Consider the following 26,032-nt stretch of genomic DNA (forward strand, 5'->3'; position numbering starts at 1 on the left):
GTTTATTATATCATATCGCGGACGAATTTGTCAATAGCGGGATCACCGCTGTTTTACGCTTATTCAATGCTTATCGTCAGTATGCCTAACTTGTCTTCATCCGGGAAATAGCCCGGTTTCTTGTCAACGTTGCTCTTCATTACATCTGTATTCCAGATACTGCCGTTTTTCATAAGGTCTTCAACGGCTTCGTCATAGCTTTCCCTGTCCGCAAACATTATATCAAGCCCGCCCTCATCGCAGTGCTCGTTCATCAGCGAATTTATCTCATCGAAACTGTAGCTTTCAAGGTACAGCCCGTTCTTTACATAGTAATTTTCGTCCATCGAACTGCACTCAGGCACAAAAGGCACATCGCTCTCGACCGTCCTGTTTTTCATGAAACGGCTGTCATCAAGCAGGAAATACTTGTGCATAGGCACAAAACCCAATTCGTTGTTCTCCGTCGCATTCTCGTCCCAGGTCACATCTAACCAGTAGTATTCACCGTCTATCTTGACATAGTTCCACGCGTGTTTCTCGTTTCTTGCCATGCCGCATACCATGCCACATTCAAAGCCCATCTTCTGCGCCGCCAGAGAAAATGCCTGGGCATAGCCCTCGCATACAGCATTATGCTCAACAAGACAGCCGTATGAAGACCCCGCAAATCCTATGTCTTCCGAATCTGTTGCTTTTGCCGCCTTGTAATCATAATTACACATTTCGATAAGCTTGTCATGAAGCAACAACAGCTTGTCGAAATCCGTAGCACCGCCGCTTGCTTCCTTTACGACCTTATCAAGAGCTTCGTCCATATCCGCTTTCATTTCAGCCAGAGTCTTTTCATCAAGGTCGTTAACGCTGTCACATTCAAGAGTAGTTGTGGAGTAATCCGTACTCACTGTGAAACCACCTGTCCAGAATATGTCGGGGCGGTCATACCTCGCGCCGTAAACCGCATTCTGCACCATCTCAGTGCTTACAACTCCGTCAAATACGATCTTTCGCTTGCATTCAGCCAGTTCTTTATAGATCTTTTCATTGACCTGTTCCTGAGTATACGAGCCTTTTTCGATGGAATGCTCTTCTATCTTTTCGTCTACTTTCGCACTGATAACTTCTTTTATATCGCTTAACCCGCACCCGCTGAGCATAATTGCCGCCGCGATCATCGGGATTAGTGACTTCTTCATTTAGCTGCCCCCTTAAAGGTATCGTCATTATATTGTATCATGCCGACGTAGATTTGTCAACGCCGTAAATTACAACTTTTTGCGATAATCAAAACCTATCTTGCGGACTTGTTTTTTATCTGACACATCTGTTCACAAACAAGCCTTTTATTTTTGTACATGGAGTATATCTATAACTATATGGATAATATACACAACGCCGCATAAGCCCTTTTATAGAAACTCGCCATATAAGGCGTTGCTTTATGAACATACATCACTATATTTATTAACAATTTCTAAATGTTTGTGATAATAACGAAAACCTCTTGAAATTCTAATCAAATCGTAGTATAATATAAACAGTACAAAGACAGCTAATTGTTTACGTACCCACCGATACCATAAACAGTACGGCGATATTTTTTGAAAAGGAGAGTTTCTATGGAACTGAAAAATTTCATCGCTCACGGCGACATCTATGACATCTACGAATGTGACGGAAAGTCCATAAATATTTACAACAAGCCCGAATATAAGGAGAAATGCCTTTATGCGGCACTTACTCACGCCAGATGTGAGACCACAATGGTAAACTCCTTCATCAAGACCCCCATACTCCATGAGGTATCTGTGATAGACGGCAAGTGGGCTATTTCCTTCGACTTCATCAAGGGCAAGACCCTTCAGCAGCTTATGGACGAAAATCCCGATAAGATGGATACCTACCTCAACCAGTTCATCGATATCCAGACAGAGATACACGCTCAGTATATGCCTCTGCTGTCGAAACTGAAAGACAAGATGGCACGTCAGATCAAGTCACTGGCCGCTATCGACGAGATCAAGAAGTACGAGCTTCTCACAAGACTGGATTCTATGCCCAAGCACATAAAGCTTTGCCACGGCAATTTTGCTCCCAAGAATGTCATCATCAACGATGAGGGCACCTATGTTATCAACTGGTCGGCAGCAAGACAGGGCAATGCTTCCGCTGATGTAGCTAGAACTTATCTGCTGTTCTGCCTGAACAATCCTGATGTGGCAGATGCATACCTTGATAAATATTGTCTGAAGAGCGGTACATCGAAGCAGTATGTACAGGCATGGCTTCCGATAGTAGCTGCTGCACAGCTTATCAAGGGCAGAGAAGAAGAAAAGGATCTTCTCATGCGCTGGATAGATGTTGTTGATTATTCCTGATAGCAGCAAACATCACTATAAACAAAGCAGTACCAAAATTTATGGGGGTGTTGCAATCGCAGCACCCTCTAACCATATCCGAACATCAGAGTAAAAAAACATATTTACTGGTGAAATAAGCTGTTTCAGTGCGCACACCCCCAAGCCCTCTTCAAAAAAGAGGACTCGGTGGTGTAATGTTCTGCTGGTTTTATGCTGATTTCAGTTCAAAAAGAGAAATTCCAAGTCGGTTTTCTGAGATCTTAGCAAAAAGCTTCTTTATGTTGTATGCAAGTCCCAGCAAAAGGAACTCAGTTCTGATGTTATTTTTGCCCCTGCACAGGAATCTTCTGAAGCCATGATCCTGTTTCAGTACTCCGAATACGCCTTCAGCCTGTATGCTTCGGTTCATTCTGAGCTGTTTTCCGAATTCGGTCGTTATATTTTCCAGGCTTTCTGTTCTCAGTTCTTTGAACTTATGCGATATAGACAGCGTCTTGTTTCCTTTTGCTTTTGTACAGTTCTGTTTGTAGGGACAACCTTCGCAGCTTTCACATCTGTACATTGCTTTCTCCGAAACGAATCCGGTCTTCGTTTTCTCATGCTTTGTACCGATACGCCACAGTATCCTTCCTGCCCTGCATACGAATATATCGCCGAGTTCGTGGTATTCCATATTCTCGGGTCTGCCGTATTTTGTACGATAGTTCCGCTTTTTGCTCTGCTCATAATTTACGGGTTTTATGTATGAGGTCATGTTATGTGATCTGAGATAAAGATAGTTCTCCTCGCTCTCATATCCTGCATCGCAGATGATGTTTTTCAATACAAACAACTCAAGGCTGTTAAGCTTTTCAAGAAACGGGATCAGCGTATTTACATCGCTCCGTTCGCTTGAAATGTCTACACCTACAATATACTCGCCTTCCACCGCTGCCTGTATGTTGTATCCGGGTTTCAGCTGACCATTTCTCATATGGTCTTCCTTCATGTGCATGAATGTTGCATCGGTATCTGTCTTTGAAAAGCTGTTCCTTCCGTCAAAAAGGCTGTTGTAATAGTCATACTGTGCCATTTTATCGCGATATCCTTCCAGCTTTTCAAGTGCTTTCTGATATGATGATTTATGATGTCCTTTTCCGTAAACTCGTTCAATACCAAATTTTATCATAAGTGAAGAAAGTGTACCGATCATATCCGAAACTGGCGTATTTTCGGGGAATCTCACACCATAAGCATAATTTATCTCATCAAGTATCTCAGGCAGTTTGGTACGAAGTTTCTGCTCGTTTTTTGAGACCGCCTTTTTCCAGACGAATGTATATCTGTTTGCATTAGCTTCGATCTTGGTGCCATCAATGAACAGGTTCTCACCGCTTATCTCTTTCATATTCAAAAGATACTTTACAACAGCGTAAAACACACGCTCGATCTGTTCTCCCATTTTCTGTCGAAATCTTGAGATAGTGCTGTGATCCGGAGCTCCAAAGCCATCGAGAAGCCACATGAAATGGATATCCCTTTTGCAGAGCTGTTCAATCTTACGGCTTGAAAAAGAGTCGTTCATGTAGCCGTAGATGAGTATCTTCATCATGATATCCTCGGGTATGGCGCCATTCCACTTGCTTACTATCGTGTATTCTTCTTTTTGATAGATCTCATCTATAACATTGCTCAGTACTCTGACAGGTGAGCTTTCTTCGATGTAGATCTCATAATTCATGTTAAGACGCACTTGACAATTTCTCATTTTTGTGGTACAATCCTTTCGTTGGTTTGATGTTATATTTGCAATTACATTATACCACAAAATGAGACGCCTGGCACTACCTTTTTGGTGTGTCAGGCGTCTTTTTCTTTGTTGGGGCTGCAACAGCCCCTTTCTTTGTGCATAAATATGCCACCGCAGTCCGCACAGAACAAAAAAGCCCCTCAGTGCCATAAGCACCAAGGGGCTGTAATTATTCAGATCAGGAAGCCTTTTCCTCGTCAGCAGGCTTTTCTTCGTCTGCCTTCTCAGTTTCCTTTTCCTTGTCCTTATTATCGTCTTTCTTGTCGTCCTTCTTTTCCTCAGCCTTGGAGTCGTCAGCCTTGTCCTTCTTACTGCTGTCGTCCTTTTCAGGCTTTGCAGTAGTTGTGGTAGTGGTCTCCTCGGGCTTGGAATCGTCAGGCTTATCCTTTACTTCAGCAGAACCGCCGCACTTGGTGCAGGTGTAACCTTCCTTGCCTACGACTTCCTTGTTGAAGTCAGACATAGCGCCATAGAAGTAGATCTTACAGGAATCCCAGTTGTTGCTCTGATAATACTTGCCATCACAGCAAATTACATTGTCCATGTATACCAGTGCAATGAACGAAGCAGATTTCTTTTCCTCATCGTCAGTCTTAACCTTAACATCGTATACACCATATACTCTGTTTACATAATCGCTTACATTGCTGTAATTGTTCTTGTCAGTGAAAGCAACATATACGTCCTTCAGTGTCAGGCTGTCTATTTTCTCGACCTCGCCCTCGTATTCAACGTTTTCGGAATCCCACAGCCAGCCGGATGTCGTTCCCTGGAGCTTGGTCTTGATCTCGCTCTCCTTGTCGGCGATAAGATCCTTGAAATCAGCACTGCCGTATGCAGCAGAACCGTTGTCAGCTGTAACGTATGCAGGCATAGTATCGTCAACGGTGAATTCTTTTACAGCATAACCGTTTTCATCTTCACCCTTGAGCTTGTAGCCCTCTTCCTTCAAGCTGTAGCTGTATGCCTTTACCTTGAACTTATCACCGGATTTCAGGCTGTTAGCGTCCTCGATATCGAATCTTACATTGTCAACAACGATCTTATCCATTTTTTCATTGTCAACGCCTTTAACTCTCAGGAAAGGTGTGCCTCTCTCGAATTCAAAATTGATGTTCTCGAACGGATCGATCTCCTTAAGCTCGGTAAGACCTGTTACCTCGAATTCCTTGGTAAGAGCCGCCTCATTCTTGATGACATAGTACTTGCCGTCAACCTCATATACAATAGCATCGCCTGATTTCTCAGTCCAGCTGGGATAAAGCTCGCAGGTGATCTTTACCTTCTCGCCGTTCTTCAGACCGCTGTAACGATCGTACTTGTAATATATACCTAAATCATCAGCCTCGGCTGTATCGGTAACATTCATTCTGCCCTCGCCGTCGATACCTGTGAACTCGACCTTGATGTACTTCTCATCGAAAGGATCCAGCTCAGTACCGTCTTCAAGGTTCTTTACCTCGATCTCAAACTCAGTGTTTGTGAGCTTGATCTTAGCATCTTTCAGAGCCTTCTCATCATAATCAACAGTTACCTTTATCTTGTCACCGTTTTTCAGATCCTTCTCTTTATCGAACTTGGCTTTGATAGTGTAATTGCCCTTGGAATTAGTCTGAAGCAGAGCGCTTCTCATGGAAACCAGTTCTGCAGGTTTTTTAGCTTTTGTCCATACCTTTTTCAGTTCATTAGGATCGATCGAAAGATAAGGCGATACCTTCTCGCCGCCTGTTAATTCCTTGAGATCTTCTTCATCATAATCTTCCAACAGAGTTAAATCACTGTTGAGATGCTTCATATCCTTGCTCGTCGAAATAGTTACATCATTAATTTTATATAATTCTTTAGGATATGCATTGAGTTCACCTACTACGGTACCATGTTCGTTCAGACCCTCATATTTAAATCTGAACAGTTCCTTTGCATCGATCTTCTGATACTTTGTCACGTTTGCAATGACGATTATCAGCACGATAACTGCCACCAGTGCAGCTAAGGGTATAATGGCGATCAAGGGGTTTTTCTTAACCTTTGCCACTATCTTCTGTACAGTCTGGTTAGGCTGTTTGGGTGCAGCGGCTGCTGCCTGCTGATAATTGTTGTATGGCTGTGTCTGACCATACTGTGGCTGCTGTGTTGCGGCATCATCAGAAACTACTGCTCCGCAAGAACCGCAGAACTTCATTCCGTCTTCCATCTGTGCGCCGCATTTAGCACAAAATTTCATAACTTTATCCTCCTGCTCTTCATGATATACATGTTACAAATGTAAATATTTGAACATAAATGTACATGATAAGTATAAATCATTAATAAGATTTTGTCAAGACTGACCACGACAATTTTCGACTTATCACAAATCCCCGCCCCTATTAATATTATCTTTGAGTAAATTATACTATTCGTAAAAATTTTCCATCTGTATTTGTGAGAATTGTCTTTATCTTTCCGATACACCTGACCTTCAAAAATATGAGCGTGAACCAACCGATGTTCACGCCCCTGATAATAATTATGAATCAGATCAGCCCTGTCCGTAGTATGCGTTCTTGCCGTGTTTACGCAGATAGTGCTTATCAAGCAGTTCCTGCTGTATCGGCGCGATACCCGGGTTCAGCATAACTGTATGGAAATTCATGAATGCAGCTTCTTCAAGTACAACAGAATTGTGTACCGCATCAAATGCGTCCTTGCCCCATGTGAAAGGTCCGTGGCTGTGTACAAGCACTGCGGGAATGCTCATAGGGTCGATGCCCTTGAAACGCTCGATGATGACCGTTCCTGTTTCTTTTTCGTACTCCCCTGCTATTTCCTCGGGAGTCATCTTGCGGGTGCAGGGTATCTCACCGTAGAAATAATCCCCCTGTGTTGTGCCGTAGGGGATAACGCCCTTGCCTGCCTGGGCAAAGCTTGCTGCCCATTTGCTGTGGGTATGTACTATTCCGCCTACCTCAGCAAATGCCTTGTAAAGTCCCAGATGTGTAGGTGTGTCACTCGATGGCTTGTAATGTCCCTCAACAACATTGCCGTCAAGGTCAACTACAACCATATCTTCTGCTTTCATTCCATCATATTCAACACCCGAGGGCTTTATAACTACAAGCCCGCTCTCATGGTCTATCTCGGAAACATTTCCCCAGGTGAATTTTACAAGTCCGTACTTGGGCAGAAGCAGATTAGCTTCCAGTACTTTCTGTTTGAGTTCTTCTAACATGATCTTACCTCCTGTTATACTACTAAAAATTATAGCACATAAAATTACCGTTCTTTTTGAACCCGAAATCGGTATACAAAAGCACACCCATATCCGACGCAGTAATGTGCACCGCTCCGCATCCTGCTTTTCTTGCTTCATCGACTACCAGCGACAGTAACTTTTTCGCTATGCCGTTTCTTCTGTACGATGGGTCTGTGAACATACTTGAAAGCAGTCCCAGTTTACCCGACGGGCAGCTGAAATAGGGCGGTTTCTCAACTATGGACATTCCGCTGGTACCGATTATCCTGTCACCGTCCAGCGCCAGCCACGAAACGAAGGTTCCGTCAGCCATATGCCTTTTGTAATAGTCCGCAAGGTTCGGGCGCAGGTCGATATCCTCCTTTGCGCCCTCCTCCCGGAGCTGTGTTATACGCATGGTTATAAAAGTATCAAGGTCTTTTTCTTCGAGTTTTCTATAGGTTATCTCCATGTCGTTCACCTTTCTTCTGCCGGGATATACGTGCTTATTTCACTGAGCATATACTCCGCATATTCTTTTTCAAGAGAGCTGTCATACTCACCCGCTTTGTCAGATAAATATTCATTCAGCGCTGTGCTTATCAGCCCGTGGTATTTTTCGGGGATATTTTTCAATCCCCATTCGCCGCCCTCTTTCTTTGAGAGAATCAGACCATCACAGCAATAAGCCAGCACCCTTGTCAGGTTCAGTACGATGTACATGGTGTCATCGGATATGTCCTCCGCGGCATTTTTGATATCGCACCATATACTGTCAAGATAATGCGCCCCGTCCACTTCGCCGAAAACTTCCTCAATAGGCTTGCCGTAAAGAGTCCTGCCGCGGTGGGTGATTATCGTAAAATGAGCTGCAAGGTCTTTGTCTTCGCCTCTCATGTTACGGATATAGCCTTCGGCGTCGGAATTATACCACCCCAGAGTACCCGAAGAAAAATGCAGTTCAAAGGGTGTCGGATAGACGAAAGGTCTGCACACACCTGCTTTGACTATGCTCATCTCAATGCCCTTTGCCGGGGCTTTTTCGTTCAAAGCGACTATCATTTTCATTAATCGCCTTTTTCTGTCGTCGGCAACTGAATCCCTGACGACAACGATAAGGTCGATATCGCTCTTTTCGGGGTTGAAGCACCCCATTACCGCCGAACCGTGAAGATATATCCCCACAAGTTCATCGCCCAATATTTTGCTGCTTTCCATGACAAAATCTTCCGTCAGGTCACTGTATGGGTATTCGCTCATTGTTTTTTCCTTTTCTGCTTTTTATCCGTCAGCTGAAAGCTCTGCTCGATAAGCTCGAATATCTCGCCTTTCTCTATCTCGCTGTCGATGAGTATGCTCACCCACAGCCGTTTGTTCATGTGGTACGCCCGCAGAAAGCTCTCCCGCTGTACCAGTATATCGACCAACAGAGGGTCACACTTGACATTCATAACATCGACAGTACCCTCGCCTTCGATACCAAGTGTACTGCATTTGACTTTCATTATTATGCCAAACCATTTCTTCGTATCGTTATGACGGAAAACAGCGGTGTCGAAATCCCCCTCAAAGAGGTATTCGGGAGATACGCTGTATTCACTTTTTATATGTGCGATAACTGTTTCTCTTCTGCTTATCATTTTGTTCCAAGCTAGCTTTTATATCTCTCCGAAAGCCTCGGCGCCTGCCAGACCTGCGGAGTAGTTTTCCATATATTTCTTCCAGCCTGCATTACCTGCGGCATCGGGCGAAAGTGTGGACTTCTGCATGCCTGCGAAAGCACGCTTTTCAAGCCAGTCTGCCAGAGTTTCGCCCTGCTTTTCGATACCGAAGGCCGCCAGCAGAGCCATGCCCCATGCGCCGCCCTCGCCTGCGGTAGACATTACGCTCACATCGCTGTTAAGTGCGTCAGCAAGCATTTGCTGAGCCACGCCCTTAACCTTGAAAAGTCCGCCGTGACCTGTTATGCTCTTAGGCTGAACGCCCTCTTTTTCAAAGAGGATATCATTGCCCGCTTTCAGTGCCGCCATAGCACCGTAGAGTTCAGCGCGGAAGAAATCTGCCAGTGACATAGCACTGTCGGGCTGACGGAAGTATGCAGGCTTGCCGTTTGCAAGACCTACAACAGGCTCGCCCGATATAGTATTATATGAAACCACGCCTCCGCAGTCGGGTGCACCATTCAGAGCGTTCTTATACAGCAGTTCATAAGCCGTCGATACATCAACGGGATTGCCTGTCAGCTTAGAGAACTCTATGAACATATTCACCCACTTGTCCAGTTCGCCGCAGCAGTTGTTGCAGTGAACCATAGCAACATCTGCGCCGTCGGGAGTGGTAACGACATCTATCTGAGGATAATGACCTTTCATGGGCTTTTCAAGCACTATCATCGAGAATATCGAAGTACCTGCCGAAACATTTCCTGTGCCCTCACGAACTGCATTTGTTGCCGCCATGCCTGTACCTGCATCACCCTCGGGAGGACAGAAAGGCACACCTGCTTTAAGATTTCCCGAGGGGTCAAGTAGCTTTGCGCCCGATTCGGTAAGTTTAGCTGTGCTTCCCTCAGCCGCAGAATGTACAGCAGGCAGGATATCAGCAATATCCCAGCCGAAAGCCTTTACCTTTTCAAGTCCGCGGAATTTAGCCAGCATATCAGCATCATAATTGCCGTCCCTTACAGGGAACATACCCGAAGCATCACCAATGCCCAGTTCTCTTTCGCCTGTCAGCAGGAAGTGTACATATCCTGCAAGGGTATTGAAGCTTGCGATATCCTTAACGTGTTCCTCGCCGTTCAGTATAGCCTGATACAGGTGAGCAATACTCCATCTTTCGGGAATATTGAAGCCGAAAAGCTCGGTGAGTTCTGCTGCAGCTTCGCCTGTGATGGTGTTTCTCCATGTTCTGAAAGGCACAAGCAGTTCATCATTCTTATCAAAGGCAAGATATCCGTGCATCATGGCAGATATACCCATACCTTTGAAAGTTGTCAGTTCAACACCGAATTTGTCTGCAACATCTTTTCTGAGGTCTGCATAGCAATCCTGTAAACCGTTGATAATGTCCTCTCTTGAATATGTCCACACGCCGTTTTCCAGTCTGTTCTCCCAGCTGTGTGAACCTCCTGCTACGGGAACAAGGTTTTCGTCCACCAGGCAGGCTTTTATACGTGTCGAGCCGAATTCAATGCCCAGATATGCCTTGCCCTGCTCAATGATGTCTTTAGTTGTCATGTCTATTCTCCTTTATGATATGATTTTTACGTTTCAATTAATGTCCTGTTTTTTCGGAAGTTCGGCTTTATCGGTGAATATGCTTTCATATCCCGTAGCTACGGCTTTTCCCGATGCCAGATCAATGTATCTTTCCGCGTCCTTTGAATTCATTATCCGCAGGTCGCGGTCAGCACTGTGCTTATCAAAGGGGAACCTCGGAAGACTTCTCAGCAGATCAAGGTCCGAAAGCACCACACCCAGTCTGAAATACACAAACAGCAGATATGCCAACATCAGCAATATCTCCGCCGATAATTCATTAAACAGAAAGATCACGAAAGGGACCATCAATGCCGTCGGTAAAAATATGAGCCAACGCCGCCTGATGCTCACAGTGCTTATCATCGCGCCGCTGACCGCAAAGCCGATATAGTAAAATGCCCTGCCCACAGTAAAGCTCATAGCGCCCTTGACAAAACCCGAAGCTTCATATGTCAGAAAGCTTGTCCAGCCGATAAATCCATATATCACCAGCGCAGGCAGAAGAGGTATAAACGTCATACGTGCCAACCGCTTTTGCTCTCTCAGCCTTTTGCGGTATATGTCTGCCAATTCCTCATCAGGCATAGTAACCCAGTCTTCGTGCAGATCTTCCATACCATTCTCACCTTCTCCAAATTGTACTTACAACTTATTATACCACATCAAATTGTTGATTACAAGTCATATGATTGTTGATTATTTTTCATAAATTGTGGTATTTCTTACGATAGTAAAAACAGCGGACGATCACACTCTCGGTGACTGTCCGCTGTCTGGCGTTTTATCATATCGTCATAAATTAAGCCTGTTTATCTTATCCAGAGCAAGCTTGGCTTCTCTTTCAAGATTAGCATTCTTATAGTGGATATTGTAAACAGCTGTCATATAAATATTTATAAGATCGCTGTTTTCCATAGTTGGGCACATGGGCTGTATCATCGGGTCGCTCATCATCTGACGGTTAGCCTCGTACTCAACGCCTTTCAGCAGACCTCTCGCTTCAAGCGCTTCAGCCGCTGCACTGCTTATGGGAGTGCCCTTTGTCATTTCAAGAGATATAGCCATATCCGAACTGTTTATCAGATAATCCACAAGCTTTGCCGCTTCTTCGGGATTAGCAGTATCCTGCCTTATGACGTAAAGACCCGTTGGCTTTTCGTACCAGCCGTAGCTGAGATAGCTGTCCGTTGTCAGGAAAGGCCCTATCGCCAGTTCCATATTCATATCGTTTATAGCGTCCTCAAAGTATCCCGGATCGGAAGCCCATGATGCAGTACCCGCATTCTTCATCATGGCAAAATCGCGCCTGTCATATTCACTGCCAAGCTTTGACACCTTTTCGTCCACTATTCTTGTGCTGAATTTCAGCATGACAGCCAGATCTTCCTCAGTAAGCGCAGGCTTTCCGTCCTCGTCAAAGGTCTTATGACCTGTAGTCTGCTCCATATAGGCGCAGGCTGTCATCCAGTAAAACTTTTCTGTCAGGGATATCGGGTAGATATTGTCCCTGCGCATAACCGCAGCAGCCGCAAACAGGTCGTCCCAGTTTTGTGGAATATCCAGACCATAGCTGTCGTAGAGCGTCTTGTTGTATATGAATGTAACAGCATTGAAGCCATAGGGCACCGCTTCCAGCTTGCCGTTCACCATACCGCAGCTGAGTGAGCCCTCAGGGTATGTGGAAAGGTCTATATCCGCAAGATCGGACAGCTCATAGAACTCATTGCCGTTCCTGGTATATTCATAAAGCCAGTCGTAGTTCAGCTGCATGACATCGGACTGAGTGCCGGAATACATCTGAACATCGATCTGCGATTTGTATCCTGTGAATTCCGAGTATTTCGGGCGTACATTTATCCCGCTCTGTTCGGTAAACATATGCAGACCGTTCAGCGTTCTTTCGTTCCTGTCATCGGTCCCCCACCAGGAGAAGCTTATCTCGACAGGTTCGTCTTCCTCTTTCAGCGTCCTTTCGTGACAGCCGCAAAGCACCAGCATGACAGCCGCAGTCAGTACCGCTGCAGATCTTTTAAAAATATGCTCCATCATTTGTGCGTGCTCTTTTCCTTTTTATAGATAGCGTAGCTTTTCTCATCATCGTCTATCGCTTCCTGAAGCGCCTTTTCAGCCATAAGATAAAGCTCGTCATAATCCGTACTGTTGTGGGGATAGATCGATGCGCCCACACAGATATGGATATCGTCCACATTTGCCAGGTACACAGAATTCAAAGCCTCACTCATATCGATAAGGCCCTGTTTAAGGGCATCATTCGCCTTGAAGAGATCGTACTGCGTGTAGTCAGCCATTATCAGGAACTCACCCTCTCCTGTACGTCCGAGGATATTCTTGGATTCGGGCGAATCCGTCTTCAGAAACTCCGCAAGACCACGGTAAGACTTGATTATCGCGCCATTGTATCCCGATGCACCGTAAGCCGCTCGTATCTTGTCAAGATTTGTTATCCTTGCTATCGCCAGCATCATCGTCGCACCCGAAACACAGGTCTCCAGCTTATCTGCGATGATATTCTCGGCTTCTTCGGCATTGATTATACCCGTCAGCATATCCACATCAGGTGTCATCGAAGATTCCGCTCCGAAGGCAGGTTCATTCTTTAAGTTTATAACCAGCAGGGTCAGCGTCAGTATCAGCACCAGCATAAGCGCCACAGCTGTTTCAAGCTCAAGCTTTTTATAAAACTCGTATGCACCTGACATATCTTTCAGCAGCACGATATTCCAGCCGTTTTTCAGCATTTTTTCTGCCTGTATAGTTGTATCTGAGATAACCACACAGCTATCGCTGCTGGTCTGGTCTATATCGAATTCTTTTTTTGTGTTGCTTATGGTGATAATATTCTTATCGCCGTCCATTAGCAGCAGCTGTGAATCCTTTATACGCTCTGCACTTGTTATAAGGTATCTGAGCTCCTCCGTGTAGAAGCTTCCCAGGAAAAGCACATTGTCATTCGCCTGGCTTATGTAGTACACCTTTCCCAGGTCATCATTAACTCCTGCGACCCATACCCTTCGGTTTTCACCCAGCAGCCTTTTCAGGAAAGGATAGACCTTTTTCTCATTATCGCACATCAGCTCTCTCGAACCATCCGAAAGTATACCCGCCGCTGCATCATTGCGGTATATCAGTGCGAAATCGCAGTAGTTATCGATAATGCTGAGATCCGTCACGGTCTTTCTGAGTTCAGCCAGCCTTTGTGAATTGTCGTATTCCGTACTCGTTGAGAAATTGGCCGCATCAAAACTCATCAGTCCCTCATCGGCAAGCACGATAACACTGGCATCTTCCAGCTTTTTAAAATGCATATCCAGCATAGCCGCTGACTGTTCAGCAGAATTTCTGAGCAGCTCGGCTTCGTATTCAAGCTGTTTATCATAATGCACGAAGCTTGCATAGCTGATGCAGACCGCGCATACTGCCGCCATAACAATGAGCATAACTATCATCATCGTGCGTACAGAGTGCTTCAGCTTTTTTCTTCCATCTTTTTCCAATACACGTACCTCTATCTTCAATAACGTTCATTATGCAAAATGCATTCATATCTGAGCCATTGCATTTTATATATGACCTATCAAATTTTCTGTATATAGATACATTATAGCAATACCGCCGCAAAAATTCAATTATTAATTTGTAAATTATTGCAAAAATACACATTTTATTATGAAAATCAGCAAATTACGACAAAAAATACCCGAACATTTCTGCTCGGGTATCACAATATAATACATATTCACAATCTCCGCCGAACACCGGCGGCATACATGATAGCAGGCTGTTATGCCTGTAAATAAAGCTTACTTGAAGTATCTGTCATACAGACCCTTGAAGCCACAGCCGTGTCTTGCTTCGTCCTTAGCCATTTCATGAACTGTGTCGTGTACAGCATCATAGCCAAGTTCCTTAGCCTTCTTAGCCAGCTTCATCTTGCCCTCGCAAGCACCATTTTCAGCCATATATCTCATTTCCAGATTCTTCTTGGTAGAAGGTGTAACTACCTCGCCCAGAAGCTCTGCAAACTTAGCAGCGTGCTCAGCCTCTTCCCATGCAGCCTTCTCATAGTAAAGACCTACCTCGGGATAGCCCTCTCTGTAAGCAACTCTTGCCATTGCAAGATACATACCTACCTCGGAACATTCACCGTTGAAATTCTCTTTAAGACCAGCAACGATCTCGGGATCAAGACCCTGAGCCACACCTACTCTGTGCTCATCAGCCCATACAAGTTCAGCAGCTTCCTTCAGTTCATCGAACTTTGAAGCGGGAGCATTACACTGAGGACATTTCTCAGGAGCAGCCTCGCCTTCATAGATATAACCGCAAATAGTGCAAACAAACTTTTTCATTAGGATTTTCCTCCTTTTTTATATTCGTTTCAATTGTTAACGTCAGACAATAGTCTTTATTAAATTATCTCACATTAAGTGCAATTTGTCAAGACTAACTCCCTGAAAATCCCAGAGATTTGTTTAGGGTTAATTTATACCATTTTTGTATATTTTGCCGATGTAAGATATCTCCCTCGCATTGAGGGAGATATCCTTATCATGCCGGTTTCCCCGAAAAACCTTTATTTCAGCATTCTCTTGCCCTTGATATGCGCTGCCAGCTTTGTAAGATCGGTAACATTTATTTTGTTGTCATTGTTGAAATCTGCTATAACCGGTTCAGGCAGAAGTCTCTTTCCCTTGATATGTGCGGCAAGCTTCGCAAGATCGTTAATGTTTACAACACCGTCACCATTGAGGTCTCCTTTAAGCTTATCCTGCATTACCCCCAATGATACGAATTCAAAGCCGTTGTCCTTTGCGTACTTTTCGGCTGCTGTGCCTGTATAGCCTGATATGGTAAAGCCGTCGATTTTTTCGCCGTCTTTATACCCGAATGCCGAGTTCCCGATTTCAGTCACGCTTGCGGGAATTGTTACGATTGTCAGGCTTGTGCAATTATAAAAAGCGGCAGCACCTATGCTTGTAACATTTTCGGGTATGGTAACTTCTTCAAGTGATTGACAAAAAGCAAATGCACTATATCCAATACTTGTCAAAGTGTCCGGGATATTCACACTTTTGAGTTTGTAATTGCCTGAAAATGTGTAGTCATCTATGGAAGTGAAGCTTCGCGGGATAGTCACGGAGGTGATATATAAACAGTCTTGGAATGCCATTTCATAATTACCTGTTACCCCTTCCGGTATAACAACATCGCCCTCACAGGCAACGGCATCAAACACCTTATTATTAATTATGACCAGCGGATCTTCAGCCCGCTTGTCTGCCAGCCATTTTGTGTTTCCAAACGCAAAATAACCAACGTATTGAACACTTTCGGGAATATTGACATCGGTAAGGGCAGTACAATCGTAAAATGCCATAAAACCTATGCTTAACATACCTTCTGCCATACTAACTTTTGCAAGTTCACTGCAATCTTCAAATGCTCGTGATTCGATTTCGGTAACACTCGCGGGTATCGTTACGCTTGTGATGTCCTTATTGCGGTGAAATGCATAATCTTCTATCACTGTAACACCATCGGGTATCACAACATCCCCCTTACAAGTTCCTGCTTGGAGCAGGACATTATTGATAATGACCAAGGGATCTTCAACAGTCTTTTTTTCAAGCCACGGTGTTCCTGAAAATGCACTATGATCAATATCTGTCACACTTTTGGGTATGGTCACATCAGCAAGCTTACTGCACGTATTAAATGCATCAACTTTTATTTTTGTAACACCGTCGGGAATGATGATGCTTGTGAGGCTTTCACATTCTTCAAAAACAGCAGTTTTAAGTTCTGTGATACTATTGGAAAGAGTCACATTTTCAAGCTGAGCACTTCTCTCAAATGCGAATGTACCCATCTCTATGACGCTGTCGGGTATCTTAACGCTTGTGATACCACTTTCACGGAATGCGCATGAACTTATGACCCTGACACCATCGGGTATAACTATATCGCCTTTGCAATGGCAGCCGTCAATTACAATGTTACTATCGATAACAAGCGGATCTTCGGCTAGTTTATCATTTAACCATTTTGTTGCGTAAAATGCATCTTCACCTATGATGGTGATACTTTCTGGCAGGTTTATCTCTTCAAGATTCGTACAGCCCTCGAATACAAATTCTCCTATTTCAATAAGTCCATCAGGCAGAACAACACTTTTGATCTCACTGTGGCACTTAAATGCTTCATCCAGTATCTCAGTAACTGGCTTGCCATCTATCTCGGAGGGTATTACTATATTTGTTTCCGAGTCATCATACCCATCTTTAAATCCGTCTATCATGATAGTGTTTTTTTCATGATCTACTATATAATTAAAGTTCCCGTAGGTTTCATAAAAAGCACTCGCCGTTACAGCGGTATCGAAGGCTGTCGGAAGCTTTGGCAGTGCCGTTCCTCCGAAAACAAACATCAGCGCCATAAGCCCTGCTATTATCTTTTTAGTGTTCATAAAATTTCCTCCTTTTTATATTATTAAATTTCAGAAACATTATATTATGTTTTTCAACATTTGTCAATCCCGAAATATCCCCTTTTTCGCGTTCACAGAATATTGACAATCCACTATCTTAGTGATATAATATAATTTAAAGGTTTTTACGGAAACTAAGAATTATTTGAAAAGAGGTCAATCACCATGCTTACACTCGATAAAGTGTTCGACGCATCAAATGTATTGAAAGAAGTCATCAGACCTACCGCCTGTATCGCTGCACCCCAGGTAAACCCTGACTGCAACGTTTTCCTTAAAACGGAAAATCTCCAGATAACAGGTTCTTTCAAGGTAAGAGGTGCTTATTACAGGATATCCCAGCTCTCCGATGAAGAGAAATCTCACGGTGTTATCGCTTGTTCCGCAGGCAACCACGCTCAGGGCGTTGCGCTTGCAGCTGCAAAGAACGGTATCCGCTCGATAATCTGTCTGCCTGATGGTGCGCCTATTTCCAAGGTCGAGGCTACAAGAAGCTATGGTGCTGAGATATGCCTTGTTCCAGGTGTATACGATGACGCTTATGCCGAGGCTATACGTCAGCGCGACGAGTGCGGCTATACTTTTATACACCCCTTTGACGATGAAAATGTTATCGCAGGTCAGGGCACTATCGGACTTGAGATACTCAATCAGGTGGCTAATGCCAATGTTATCGTTGTTCCCGTGGGCGGCGGCGGACTTATCTCGGGCGTTGCTTTCGCAGTAAAACAGCTTAATCCCCGCGTAAAAGTATACGGTGTTCAGGCTGAGGGCGCACCCTCTATGGTGAAGTCCATCGCCGAAGACAAGATACTCTGCCTTGACAGCGTTCACACCATTGCTGATGGCATTCAGGTAAAAGAACCCGGCGTTAACACATTTGAATACTGCAAGCAGTACGTTGACGGCATAGTTACCGTCACCGATGACGAAGTAAGCTCAGCTATACTCCACCTCATCGAGAAGCAGAAGCTCATCGCAGAAGGCGCGGGCGCTGTATCTGTTGCGGCTGTTATGTTCAACAAGATACCCGACATCAAGGGCAAGAACGTTGTATGCCTTGTTTCAGGCGGCAATATCGACGTTACAATACTCTCCCGTGTTATCAAGAGAGGTCTGCTGAAATCGGGACGTTCCGACACACTGACCATTCAGCTTGAAGACAAGCCCGGTCAGCTGAAAGATGTTTCTGCAACTATTGCCGACCTCGGTGCGAATGTGGTATCTATCCACCACGAGAGAGCAAGTGAGGACAGCGACATCACCGAATGCCTGCTCAGACTCGTTCTCGAAACAAGAGATTACAACCATATCCGTGATATCCGTGCGGCTCTTACAGCTAAGGGCTTCAAGATAGTAAACAAATAATATGAGTGCAGAAAACGAAAAGGATAACGACTGGGGCAAATCCGCGGCGGCAGTCGTCATAAAGGACGGCAAGGTGCTTCTGGTAAGGCACACCTACGGCGCAGGCAAAGGTCTGCTGATAATCCCGGGCGGTTATATACGCAAAGGTGAACTTCCCGATGCGGCTTGCGAAAGAGAAGTCCTTGAAGAAACAGGAGTTACCGTAAAGGCAGAAAAGCTCATAGGCGTAAGATTCAGCGACAAGGACTGGTACAGCGTGTTCACCGCAAGCTATGTCAGCGGCGAGGCTCGTTCCGATAACGACGAAAACAGCGAAGCTGTATGGATAGACGCTTATGAAGCAACCGAGAGAGACGATGTCCCCGACCTGACCAGGATCATGATACAGAGCGCTTTGAAAGAAACAGGTTTTGTTCAGACAGACTTCGTATCACGTAACAAGGACAGGATACAGAAGCTATATACTATATAAATACGAATGCGGCAGAAGCCGAGTTCATAAATAACCATTATCTAAAAGGAGTAATCAATTATGGCAGAGACAGTTTATACCAAAACAGCACCCGATGCGATCGGACCTTATTCTCAGGCAAAAGTAGTAGGCGGACTGGTGTTCACCTCGGGACAGATAGCTATCAACCCCGCAACAGGCAATGTTGAAGCAGCAACCATCGAGGAGCAGACCCATCAGGTTTGCAAGAACCTCAGCGAAGTACTGAAAGCTGCGGGCACTTCGATAGACAAGGCTGTAAAGACAGTTTGCTTCCTGAAAAACATGAGCGACTTCGCAGCATTCAACGGTGTTTACGGCGAGTACTTCACTTCCAAGCCCGCTCGTTCCTGCGTAGCGGTAAAGGAACTCCCCAAGGACGTTCTTGTTGAAGTAGAGGTAATAGCAGAAGTATAAATTACTGAGAGGATACCCGATGAAGGTATCCTCTTGCTTAAATTACAGGAAACGGAGGTAGATACTATGAAAAGAATTACCACATTCGCAGCAGCTGTAGCACTTGTGACGGCATTTGCATGGGCATCCGTGCCGGGAGTCGGAGTATCGGCTGATAACGACAGCGGTGTTGAACTGCCGATAATCCCCGTAACAGATGACTCAGGAAGTTCATCGATGCCCGATGATGATTCTTCAAGCAATGCCGGGATCGGCGGTAACGATAGTTCGGAAAGCGATGACAGCTCATCAAATCCCGATATAGAAAACCCCGCTCAAAAGGTGAATTACACTATAACAGCCTCCATAAAGCTGACCGACGGTTCGGAGATAGATACAGATATCGTATTAGACGAATCGGACGCGCAGAGCGAGAAAAAGTTCAGCAAGACTGTGACCAAAGAAGAGATAGAGTCAATACTGAAAGCAAACAGCAAAACCCTCGATGATTTCGCAAAATTCGTTTTCTATGTTTCCACCGACTTTCCTGAAAATCAGGGATTGAAAGATACTTACGTGGTCGACGGCTTATCTTTTGAATTTTCCGCGAACCCTGTATACAAAGAAGGAATAGATGGTACATACGTAACATTCGATTCCTATGATGCCAGCGAACTGACTGTAAAAGGCGATAAGGTGCTGAACTTTGATACTTCCGAACTATCATGGTTCACATATGATGTCACCACAGAAACAGAACATTCGACACATCATGTAACGTTCAATGAGATAACAGGCTTTGACCTTGCTGTAAATCTCGATACGCACAATGCTGTCGTGCACGATCGCAACGATGATACGAAACCTGAAACTCTGATAGGCGACCTTAATGGTGACGGTTCAGTAAACATCACCGACATCGCAAAGCTGGCAGCTCATATCAAGGGCAAGAGATTTCTCCCCGACACATCTATCGCAGATTTCAACAAGGACAACAAAATAAATGTTTCCGACCTTACAAAACTTGCGGCACACATCAAGGGCAAGAAGCTTTTAAGTTAATTTTACTTAACAAATTTTCCGATAAATATTGACATATTTCCATGTAAAGTATGTTATACTTTTAATAGTAAGAACCGTTTCTCCCCTGTCTTCGGACGGGGGAGAATATTTGCGCTTTTTAGGGGGTAATAATTTGGAACCATACGAAATACTTATGGATCTCGCCATCATAATGATGAGCGCGAAATTCATGGGGCTGCTGGCAAGAAGGATCAAGGCGCCCATGGTAGTCGGCGAGATCATCGCAGGTGTGATAATCGGACCGTGCGTGCTGAATATTTTGCATCCTTCGGATAACCTGAGCATATTATCAGAGATCGGTGTTATACTGATAATGTTCTCGGCAGGTCTTGAAACCAATTTGCAGGAGCTGAAAAAATCAGGATTCGTCGCCTGTATACTAGCCTGTGTGGGCGTATTCGTACCGCTGGTATGCGGTGCGGGACTGTATACCGCCTTCTACGGTTTTGACGGTTTCGGCAGCGAGAGTTTCTTCAAAGCGATGTTCGTCGGCTGTATAATGACCGCAACTTCCGTGGGAATAACGGTGGAAGCACTTAAAGAAATGGGCGTGCTGAAAGGCCGCGTGGGACAGACGATACTTTCAGCTGCCATAATAGATGATATCATCGGCATAGTGGTACTCACCTTCGTCCTCAGCATGAAAGACCCGTCCAGCAAGATAAGCGTAGTTTCGCTGAAAGTTGTTGGATTCCTTGCAGCGTCCCTCATACTGGGCATTGTGATATACAAGATATTCAAGGTGTGGGACGAAAAATATCCTCATACAAGACGTATCCCCATCGTTGCATTAAGCCTTTGCTTTGTACTGGCATATGTGGCAGAAGAATTCTTCGGTATCGCCGATATCACAGGTGCTTATATCGCAGGCATAATCCTCTGCAACGTCCGCGATGCTGATTATATCGACCGCAAAGTAAGCGTCAACGGATATATGTTCTTTGCCCCGATATTCTTCGTTTGCATAGGTCTTAAAACCAACTTCGACGGTATGAACAGCGAGATAATACTCTTCTCACTGGCATTCGTGGCAGTGGCTATGCTCGCAAAGCTCATCGGCTGCGGACTTGCTGCAAAGTGCTTCAAGTTCAAGACCATCGACTGCATAAAGATAGGTGCAGGCATGATGACCCGAGGCGAGGTCGCCCTCATCATCACAAACAAAGGTCTAAGCATGGGCGTTATCCCCGCTGACTACTCCACTGCTGTTATACTGCTGATAATCGTAAGCAGTATAGTTACTCCGATATTCCTCAAATATCTCTACTCAAGATCTCCTGATTCCACAGAAGATACACCTGTTACAGCGAATTCAAAGTAAACATCTCCAATATAGAAAGCGCAGTATGTTATCAACAGCATACTGCGCTTTTGTTTTATGATATCAGTTCTCTGCAAAGCTTCCTGTGTAAAGCTGGAAGTACTTTCCTTTCTTTTCAAGCAGTTCATCGTGTGTGCCGCGCTCGATTATCCTGCCCTGTTCAAGAACCATTATGCAATCGGAATTCTTGACGGTTGAAAGTCTGTGGGCGATAACGAAAGTAGTCCTTCCATTCATGAGAGCGTCCATACCTGTCTGGACCAGCTTTTCTGTGCGTGTATCGATGGAGGAAGTCGCCTCATCGAGGATAAGCACAGGCGGGTCGCCGACTGCGGCTCTTGCTATGGCAAGAAGCTGTCGCTGTCCCTGGCTGAGGTTTCCGCCGTCGCCCTTTAATACGGTGTCGTAGCCGTGTTCAAGCTTCTCGATAAAGCCCGAAGCATTCGCAAGCTTAGCCGCCGCGATACATTCCTCATCGGTAGCATCGAGGTTTCCGTAGCGGATATTATCCATTACCGTACCCGTGAACAGGTGGGTATCCTGCAAAACTATGCCGAGAGTTTTTCTCAGTGCGGGCTTTTTGATCTTGGTGATATTTATGCCGTCATACCTTATCTTACCGTCCTGAATATCATAGAAACGGTTTATCAGATTGGTGATAGTGGTCTTGCCTGCACCTGTTGAACCTACAAAGGCTATCTTCTGACCAGGCTTAGCGAACAGCTGTACATCGTGAAGAACGATCTTTTCGTCATTGTATCCGAAATCTACACCGTCAAAAACTATCTCACCCTTCATCTGGGTATAGGTGACAGTTCCGTCCTCCTTGTGGGGGTGTTTCCAAGCCCATGTGCCTGTACGCTCTGCACATTCTTTCAGTTCGCCATCATTATCGAATTTAGCATTTACAAATTCTACATATCCCTCATCGGTCTCGGGAGTCTGATCCAGCAGATCCATAACTCTGCCTGCACCTGCGGAAGCCATTATAACAAAGGTCATCTGCTGGCTTATCTGGGTGATGGGCATTGTGAAGTTACGGTTCAGCGTAAGGAAAGCAACAAGTCTGCCAAGGGTTATACTGCCGACATTGTTTATAAGCAGTATCGCACCGAAGACTGCACACAGCACATAGCTGATATTGCCGATGTTGCCGTTTATTGGCATCAGTATGTTTGCAAACTTGTTTGCGTTGTTGGCACTGTCGCGCAATTTATCATTGAGCTCCCTGAAATCTGCCTGCGCATTTTCCTCATGGCAAAACACCTTGACAACCTTCTGACCGTCCAGCATCTCTTCGATGAAGCCGTTTACCTCACCCAGATCCTTCTGCTGTGCCGCAAAATATTTACCAGAATTGCCCGATATCTTCGCTGTCACGAACATCATAACACCCGCCATGAATATCGAAAGCAGTGAAAGGGGTATGTTTCTGGTGAACATGGATATAAGCGTTACCACCAGTGTCACGGTGGAGTTTATGAGCTGAGGTATGCTCTGTGCGATGAACTGTCTGAGAGTATCAACATCGTTGGTGTATACCGACATTATATCACCGTGTGCGTGGGTGTCAAAATACTTTATCGGCAGACTCTCCATGTTATCGAACAGCGCGTTCCTGAAATTGCGCAGAGTACCCTGACCTACGTTTACCATGATACGGTTATAGGCATAAGCCGAGGTGAGTCCAAGTACATATATCACCGCAAGCCTTACCAGAGCCATAGCCAGCGGCTTATAGTCAGCGACAAACGCATCGCCGAGCTCCTTCTTTTCTTTGAGCATAGGCATAACATAGTCATCAACGAGGGATTGTATGAACACCATGCCCACAAGGGTCGTAACAGCCTGTATGATGATGCAGACCACAACTATCCCGAAATGCATCTTATAGTCCTTGAACATAAATTTAAGCACACGCCCCAGCACTTTGAAAGTGTCCTTGCTCATTTGCGGACGGGGTGCTGTTCTATCAGGTCTTGGCATTTATACTCCCTCCTTTCTTATGCTTACAGCTTTGCCATCGGCGTTCTCGGGACGGTCGAAATCTCCTCCGCCGCCTGCCTGTGAACTGTAAATATCAGCGTAGGTCTCGCTGGTCTTCAGCAGTTCTTCGTGAGTGCCGATGCCGGTTATCCTGCCATCTTCGATAACGAGTATCCTGTCAGCCTTTTCAACGCTGGATATACGCTGTGCGATTATTATCTTTGTAGTGCCGGGTATCTTCTCGGCGAAAGCCTGCTTTATCTTCGCATCAGTAGCAGTATCCACCGCACTGGTGGAATCGTCGAGGATAAGCACCTTTGGGCTCTTCATCAGCGCTCTTGCTATACAGAGTCTCTGCTTCTGTCCGCCCGAAACGTTAGCGCCGCCGCGTTCGATACGGGAGTTATACTTATCGGGCATACGCTCGATGAATTCATCTGCACAAGCCGACTTGCAAGCTTCTATGCATTCCTCTTCGGTAGCATCCTCATTGCCCCAGCGGAGATTATCGATGATAGTGCCAGAGAACAGCACGTTCTTCTGCAATACCACAGATACATTGTTTCTGAGGAATTCCATATCATAATCTCTTACATCTACTCCGCCGACCTTAACTGACCCCGATGTAACATCGTAAAGTCTGCTTATAAGGTTGACAAGAGAGGTCTTGCCCGAACCTGTAGGTCCTATTATACCGATAGTTTCGCCCGATTTAATATGCAGGTCGATATCGTGGAGTACTTCCTTGTTCTCGCCCTTGAAGTATGCAAAATCAACGTGCTCAAAGTCGATGGAACCGTCCTTCATCTCCTTGATGGTGTCAGCCTTGTCGGAGAGGTCGGGTTCTTCATCCAGCACCTCGCTGATACGCTTTATGCTGGCAGTTGACATGGATATCATAACGAATATGAACGAGAGCATCATCAGCGAGATGAAAGCGCTGAAAATGTAGGAGAACAGGCTGGTCAGCTCACCTGTTGTGAGTGTGCCGCCCACTATCATGTGAGCGCCCAGCCAGCTTATAGCAATGATAGCCGAGTAGCTGACAAACATCATTACAGGGTTGTTCAGTGCCACAATGCTCTCCGCCTTGACGAACATATTGTAAAGGTTGCCCGATGCCTTGCGGAATTTCAGCTTTTCGTAGTCCTCACGTACATATGCCTTTACAACTCGTATAGCCGATACATTTTCCTGTACGCTGGAATTGAGCTCATCGTATTTCTGAAAAGCCGCGCTGAATGTCTTCATGGCGAACCTTACCACCAGACTAAGCGCCACAGCAAGCACCAGCAATGCCACAAGGAACATACTGCTCATTCGCGGGCTTACCAGGAAACTCATCACCATACTGCTTATCAGCATAAAAGGTGCACGAACTGCTATGCGTATGCACATCTGGAAAGCGTTCTGTATATTGGTTACATCAGTAGTCATTCGCGTTACCAGGCCTGCAGTTGAGAACTTGTCGATATTACCGAAGGAGAATGTCTGTATCTTACGGTATATCTCCTCTCGCAGATTGCAGGCAAAACCTGTTGAGGCTCTTGCGCCATGTACTCCCGACATGATGCCCGAAAACAGGCTGACCACAGCCGCACCCGCCATCAGTCCGCCGTAGAGCCCCACTGCTTTCATATCGTTTTTTTCAATTCCCTTGTCGATTATCATCGCCATTATGTAGGGCAGCAGCACTTCCATAACGACTTCCAGCATCGCATAAAAAGGCGTGAGGATAGTATCCTTTTTATACTGCTTTATCTGAGCTAGGATCTTCTTCATTTATCCTGACCCTCCTTTTCAGCGTCTTTTAAATTTTCTGCCATCCGCGACAGCAGTTTATTCAGAGTTTCAAGTTCATCTTCCTCAAATCCCTTGAAAGCCTTGTCTTCGATACTGCCCATGCAGTTTTCTATCTCAGCTTTGTGCATAGCAGCCTTTTCGGTGGCTATCAGACCTCGCCTGCGTTCATCGGTGTCACAGCCCTCCATCGTAAGGTATCCTTTCGACCTCAGCTTTTTCACAAGCCCCGAGACCGTTGCCCCTGATATATGCATCTCCCGCTGTATATCCGACGGATAAACAGGCGGTTCATGGCACATGATGAACATCAGCACATGGCTCTGCGCCGCAGTTATATCGTTGTGGGCGAGCTCGGAATTGATTATACATCCTATTTTCTGATGAACATACTTAGAGGCTATTATAACTTCTTTCTGTATTTCTTTTCTCACTAATTATTCGCCCCCTTATGATTAGCTTGCTAACTATCAGT

General features: G+C 45.2%; 22 protein-coding genes. 6 read left to right on the forward strand and 16 right to left on the reverse strand.

The window, feature by feature from the left end:
• Positions 1–59: 59 nt before the first annotated feature.
• Positions 60–1,175, reverse strand: coding sequence for a transglutaminase domain-containing protein (locus N773_RS0111620; protein ID WP_024857951.1), 1,116 nt, complete (start codon positions 1,173–1,175; stop codon positions 60–62).
• Positions 1,176–1,598: 423 nt separating this feature from the next.
• Here N773_RS0111620 and N773_RS0111625 point away from each other — a divergent pair, with 423 nt between their 5' ends.
• Complete coding sequence (locus N773_RS0111625; RefSeq protein ID WP_024857952.1) at positions 1,599–2,357, forward strand: phosphotransferase family protein; 759 nt, start codon at positions 1,599–1,601, stop codon at positions 2,355–2,357.
• 190 nt (positions 2,358–2,547) lie between these two features.
• Here N773_RS0111625 and N773_RS0111630 read toward each other — a convergent pair whose 3' ends face one another.
• From N773_RS0111630 to N773_RS0111685, 12 genes are all read right to left on the reverse strand, one after another.
• Positions 2,548–4,086, reverse strand: a complete 1,539-nt coding sequence (locus N773_RS0111630) for an IS1182 family transposase (RefSeq protein WP_043537863.1) — start codon at positions 4,084–4,086, stop codon at positions 2,548–2,550.
• 220 nt (positions 4,087–4,306) lie between these two features.
• Positions 4,307–6,352, reverse strand: a complete 2,046-nt coding sequence (locus tag N773_RS0111635) for a zinc ribbon domain-containing protein (protein WP_024857954.1) — start codon at positions 6,350–6,352, stop codon at positions 4,307–4,309.
• Between the two features lie 297 nt (positions 6,353–6,649).
• Entirely contained in the window at positions 6,650–7,339 is a 690-nt protein-coding gene (gene araD, locus N773_RS0111640; protein WP_024857955.1) for an L-ribulose-5-phosphate 4-epimerase, read from the reverse strand.
• Positions 7,340–7,361: 22 nt separating this feature from the next.
• Positions 7,362–7,814 (reverse strand): GNAT family N-acetyltransferase, encoded by a 453-nt coding sequence (locus tag N773_RS0111645; protein ID WP_024857956.1) that lies wholly within the window; start codon positions 7,812–7,814, stop codon positions 7,362–7,364.
• A gap of 5 nt (positions 7,815–7,819) precedes the next feature.
• Positions 7,820–8,602, reverse strand: coding sequence for an aminoglycoside adenylyltransferase domain-containing protein (locus N773_RS0111650; RefSeq protein WP_024857957.1), 783 nt, complete (start codon positions 8,600–8,602; stop codon positions 7,820–7,822).
• On the reverse strand, positions 8,599–8,982 hold the full coding sequence (locus N773_RS0111655) for an MmcQ/YjbR family DNA-binding protein (RefSeq protein ID WP_024857958.1): 384 nt from the start codon (positions 8,980–8,982) through the stop codon (positions 8,599–8,601). Before N773_RS0111655 ends, N773_RS0111650 begins: the two co-directional genes overlap by 4 nt.
• A gap of 18 nt (positions 8,983–9,000) precedes the next feature.
• Positions 9,001–10,581 (reverse strand): xylulokinase, encoded by a 1,581-nt coding sequence (locus tag N773_RS0111660; RefSeq protein WP_024857959.1) that lies wholly within the window; start codon positions 10,579–10,581, stop codon positions 9,001–9,003.
• Positions 10,582–10,614: 33 nt separating this feature from the next.
• Entirely contained in the window at positions 10,615–11,220 is a 606-nt protein-coding gene (locus N773_RS0111665) for a hypothetical protein (RefSeq protein ID WP_024857960.1), read from the reverse strand.
• A 177-nt stretch (positions 11,221–11,397) separates the two neighbouring features.
• Entirely contained in the window at positions 11,398–12,654 is a 1,257-nt protein-coding gene (locus N773_RS0111670) for an ABC transporter substrate-binding protein (RefSeq protein WP_024857961.1), read from the reverse strand.
• Positions 12,651–14,120: a diguanylate cyclase domain-containing protein gene (locus tag N773_RS0111675; protein ID WP_024857962.1), complete on the reverse strand. Its 1,470-nt coding sequence runs from the start codon at positions 14,118–14,120 to the stop codon at positions 12,651–12,653. Before N773_RS0111675 ends, N773_RS0111670 begins: the two co-directional genes overlap by 4 nt.
• A gap of 306 nt (positions 14,121–14,426) precedes the next feature.
• On the reverse strand, positions 14,427–14,975 hold the full coding sequence (locus tag N773_RS0111680) for an NADH peroxidase (protein WP_024857963.1): 549 nt from the start codon (positions 14,973–14,975) through the stop codon (positions 14,427–14,429).
• Between the two features lie 224 nt (positions 14,976–15,199).
• Entirely contained in the window at positions 15,200–17,092 is a 1,893-nt protein-coding gene (locus N773_RS0111685; RefSeq protein ID WP_024857964.1) for a leucine-rich repeat protein, read from the reverse strand.
• A 186-nt stretch (positions 17,093–17,278) separates the two neighbouring features.
• Here N773_RS0111685 and ilvA point away from each other — a divergent pair, with 186 nt between their 5' ends.
• The 5 genes from ilvA to N773_RS0111710 all read left to right on the forward strand — a co-directional run bounded on the left by ilvA (position 17,279) and on the right by N773_RS0111710 (position 21,771).
• A complete protein-coding gene (gene ilvA, locus N773_RS0111690; protein WP_024857965.1) occupies positions 17,279–18,481 on the forward strand; it encodes a threonine ammonia-lyase in 1,203 nt (400 codons plus the stop codon).
• A gap of 1 nt (position 18,482) precedes the next feature.
• Entirely contained in the window at positions 18,483–18,953 is a 471-nt protein-coding gene (locus N773_RS0111695; RefSeq protein WP_024857966.1) for an NUDIX domain-containing protein, read from the forward strand.
• A gap of 60 nt (positions 18,954–19,013) precedes the next feature.
• Entirely contained in the window at positions 19,014–19,388 is a 375-nt protein-coding gene (locus N773_RS0111700) for a Rid family detoxifying hydrolase (RefSeq protein ID WP_013499610.1), read from the forward strand.
• A gap of 66 nt (positions 19,389–19,454) precedes the next feature.
• Entirely contained in the window at positions 19,455–20,429 is a 975-nt protein-coding gene (locus tag N773_RS0111705) for a dockerin type I repeat-containing protein (RefSeq protein ID WP_024857967.1), read from the forward strand.
• Positions 20,430–20,562: 133 nt separating this feature from the next.
• Positions 20,563–21,771: a cation:proton antiporter gene (locus N773_RS0111710; RefSeq protein ID WP_024857968.1), complete on the forward strand. Its 1,209-nt coding sequence runs from the start codon at positions 20,563–20,565 to the stop codon at positions 21,769–21,771.
• Positions 21,772–21,834: 63 nt separating this feature from the next.
• Here N773_RS0111710 and N773_RS0111715 read toward each other — a convergent pair whose 3' ends face one another.
• Genes N773_RS0111715 through N773_RS0111725 form a run of 3 tightly spaced genes read right to left on the reverse strand, consistent with a single transcriptional unit; the run spans position 21,835 to position 25,991 of the window.
• Positions 21,835–23,757 (reverse strand): ABC transporter ATP-binding protein, encoded by a 1,923-nt coding sequence (locus tag N773_RS0111715; protein ID WP_024857969.1) that lies wholly within the window; start codon positions 23,755–23,757, stop codon positions 21,835–21,837.
• Complete coding sequence (locus N773_RS0111720) at positions 23,758–25,539, reverse strand: ABC transporter ATP-binding protein (RefSeq protein ID WP_024857970.1); 1,782 nt, start codon at positions 25,537–25,539, stop codon at positions 23,758–23,760.
• Positions 25,536–25,991, reverse strand: coding sequence for a MarR family winged helix-turn-helix transcriptional regulator (locus tag N773_RS0111725; protein ID WP_024857971.1), 456 nt, complete (start codon positions 25,989–25,991; stop codon positions 25,536–25,538). The genes N773_RS0111720 and N773_RS0111725 overlap by 4 nt, the downstream gene beginning before the upstream one ends.
• Positions 25,992–26,032: the final 41 nt, after the last annotated feature.

It is taken from the genome of Ruminococcus albus AD2013 (assembly GCF_000526775.1).
GTDB lineage: Bacteria > Bacillota > Clostridia > Oscillospirales > Ruminococcaceae > Hominimerdicola > Hominimerdicola alba_A.

Bases quoted from the DNA above. Each gene is read 5' to 3' on its own strand.
- N773_RS0111620 (WP_024857951.1), bottom strand. From the start codon at position 1,175: ATGAAGAAGTCACTAATCCCGATGATCGCGGCGGCAATTATGCTCAGC.
- N773_RS0111625 (WP_024857952.1), top strand. From the start codon at position 1,599: ATGGAACTGAAAAATTTCATCGCTCACGGCGACATCTATGACATCTAC.
- N773_RS0111630 (WP_043537863.1), bottom strand. From the start codon at position 4,086: ATGAGAAATTGTCAAGTGCGTCTTAACATGAATTATGAGATCTACATC.
- N773_RS0111635 (WP_024857954.1), bottom strand. From the start codon at position 6,352: ATGAAATTTTGTGCTAAATGCGGCGCACAGATGGAAGACGGAATGAAG.
- araD (WP_024857955.1), bottom strand. From the start codon at position 7,339: ATGTTAGAAGAACTCAAACAGAAAGTACTGGAAGCTAATCTGCTTCTG.
- N773_RS0111645 (WP_024857956.1), bottom strand. From the start codon at position 7,814: ATGGAGATAACCTATAGAAAACTCGAAGAAAAAGACCTTGATACTTTT.
- N773_RS0111650 (WP_024857957.1), bottom strand. From the start codon at position 8,602: ATGAGCGAATACCCATACAGTGACCTGACGGAAGATTTTGTCATGGAA.
- N773_RS0111655 (WP_024857958.1), bottom strand. From the start codon at position 8,982: ATGATAAGCAGAAGAGAAACAGTTATCGCACATATAAAAAGTGAATAC.
- N773_RS0111660 (WP_024857959.1), bottom strand. From the start codon at position 10,581: ATGACAACTAAAGACATCATTGAGCAGGGCAAGGCATATCTGGGCATT.
- N773_RS0111665 (WP_024857960.1), bottom strand. From the start codon at position 11,220: ATGGAAGATCTGCACGAAGACTGGGTTACTATGCCTGATGAGGAATTG.
- N773_RS0111670 (WP_024857961.1), bottom strand. From the start codon at position 12,654: ATGATGGAGCATATTTTTAAAAGATCTGCAGCGGTACTGACTGCGGCT.
- N773_RS0111680 (WP_024857963.1), bottom strand. From the start codon at position 14,975: ATGAAAAAGTTTGTTTGCACTATTTGCGGTTATATCTATGAAGGCGAG.
- N773_RS0111685 (WP_024857964.1), bottom strand. From the start codon at position 17,092: ATGAACACTAAAAAGATAATAGCAGGGCTTATGGCGCTGATGTTTGTT.
- ilvA (WP_024857965.1), top strand. From the start codon at position 17,279: ATGCTTACACTCGATAAAGTGTTCGACGCATCAAATGTATTGAAAGAA.
- N773_RS0111695 (WP_024857966.1), top strand. From the start codon at position 18,483: ATGAGTGCAGAAAACGAAAAGGATAACGACTGGGGCAAATCCGCGGCG.
- N773_RS0111700 (WP_013499610.1), top strand. From the start codon at position 19,014: ATGGCAGAGACAGTTTATACCAAAACAGCACCCGATGCGATCGGACCT.
- N773_RS0111705 (WP_024857967.1), top strand. From the start codon at position 19,455: ATGAAAAGAATTACCACATTCGCAGCAGCTGTAGCACTTGTGACGGCA.
- N773_RS0111715 (WP_024857969.1), bottom strand. From the start codon at position 23,757: ATGCCAAGACCTGATAGAACAGCACCCCGTCCGCAAATGAGCAAGGAC.
- N773_RS0111720 (WP_024857970.1), bottom strand. From the start codon at position 25,539: ATGAAGAAGATCCTAGCTCAGATAAAGCAGTATAAAAAGGATACTATC.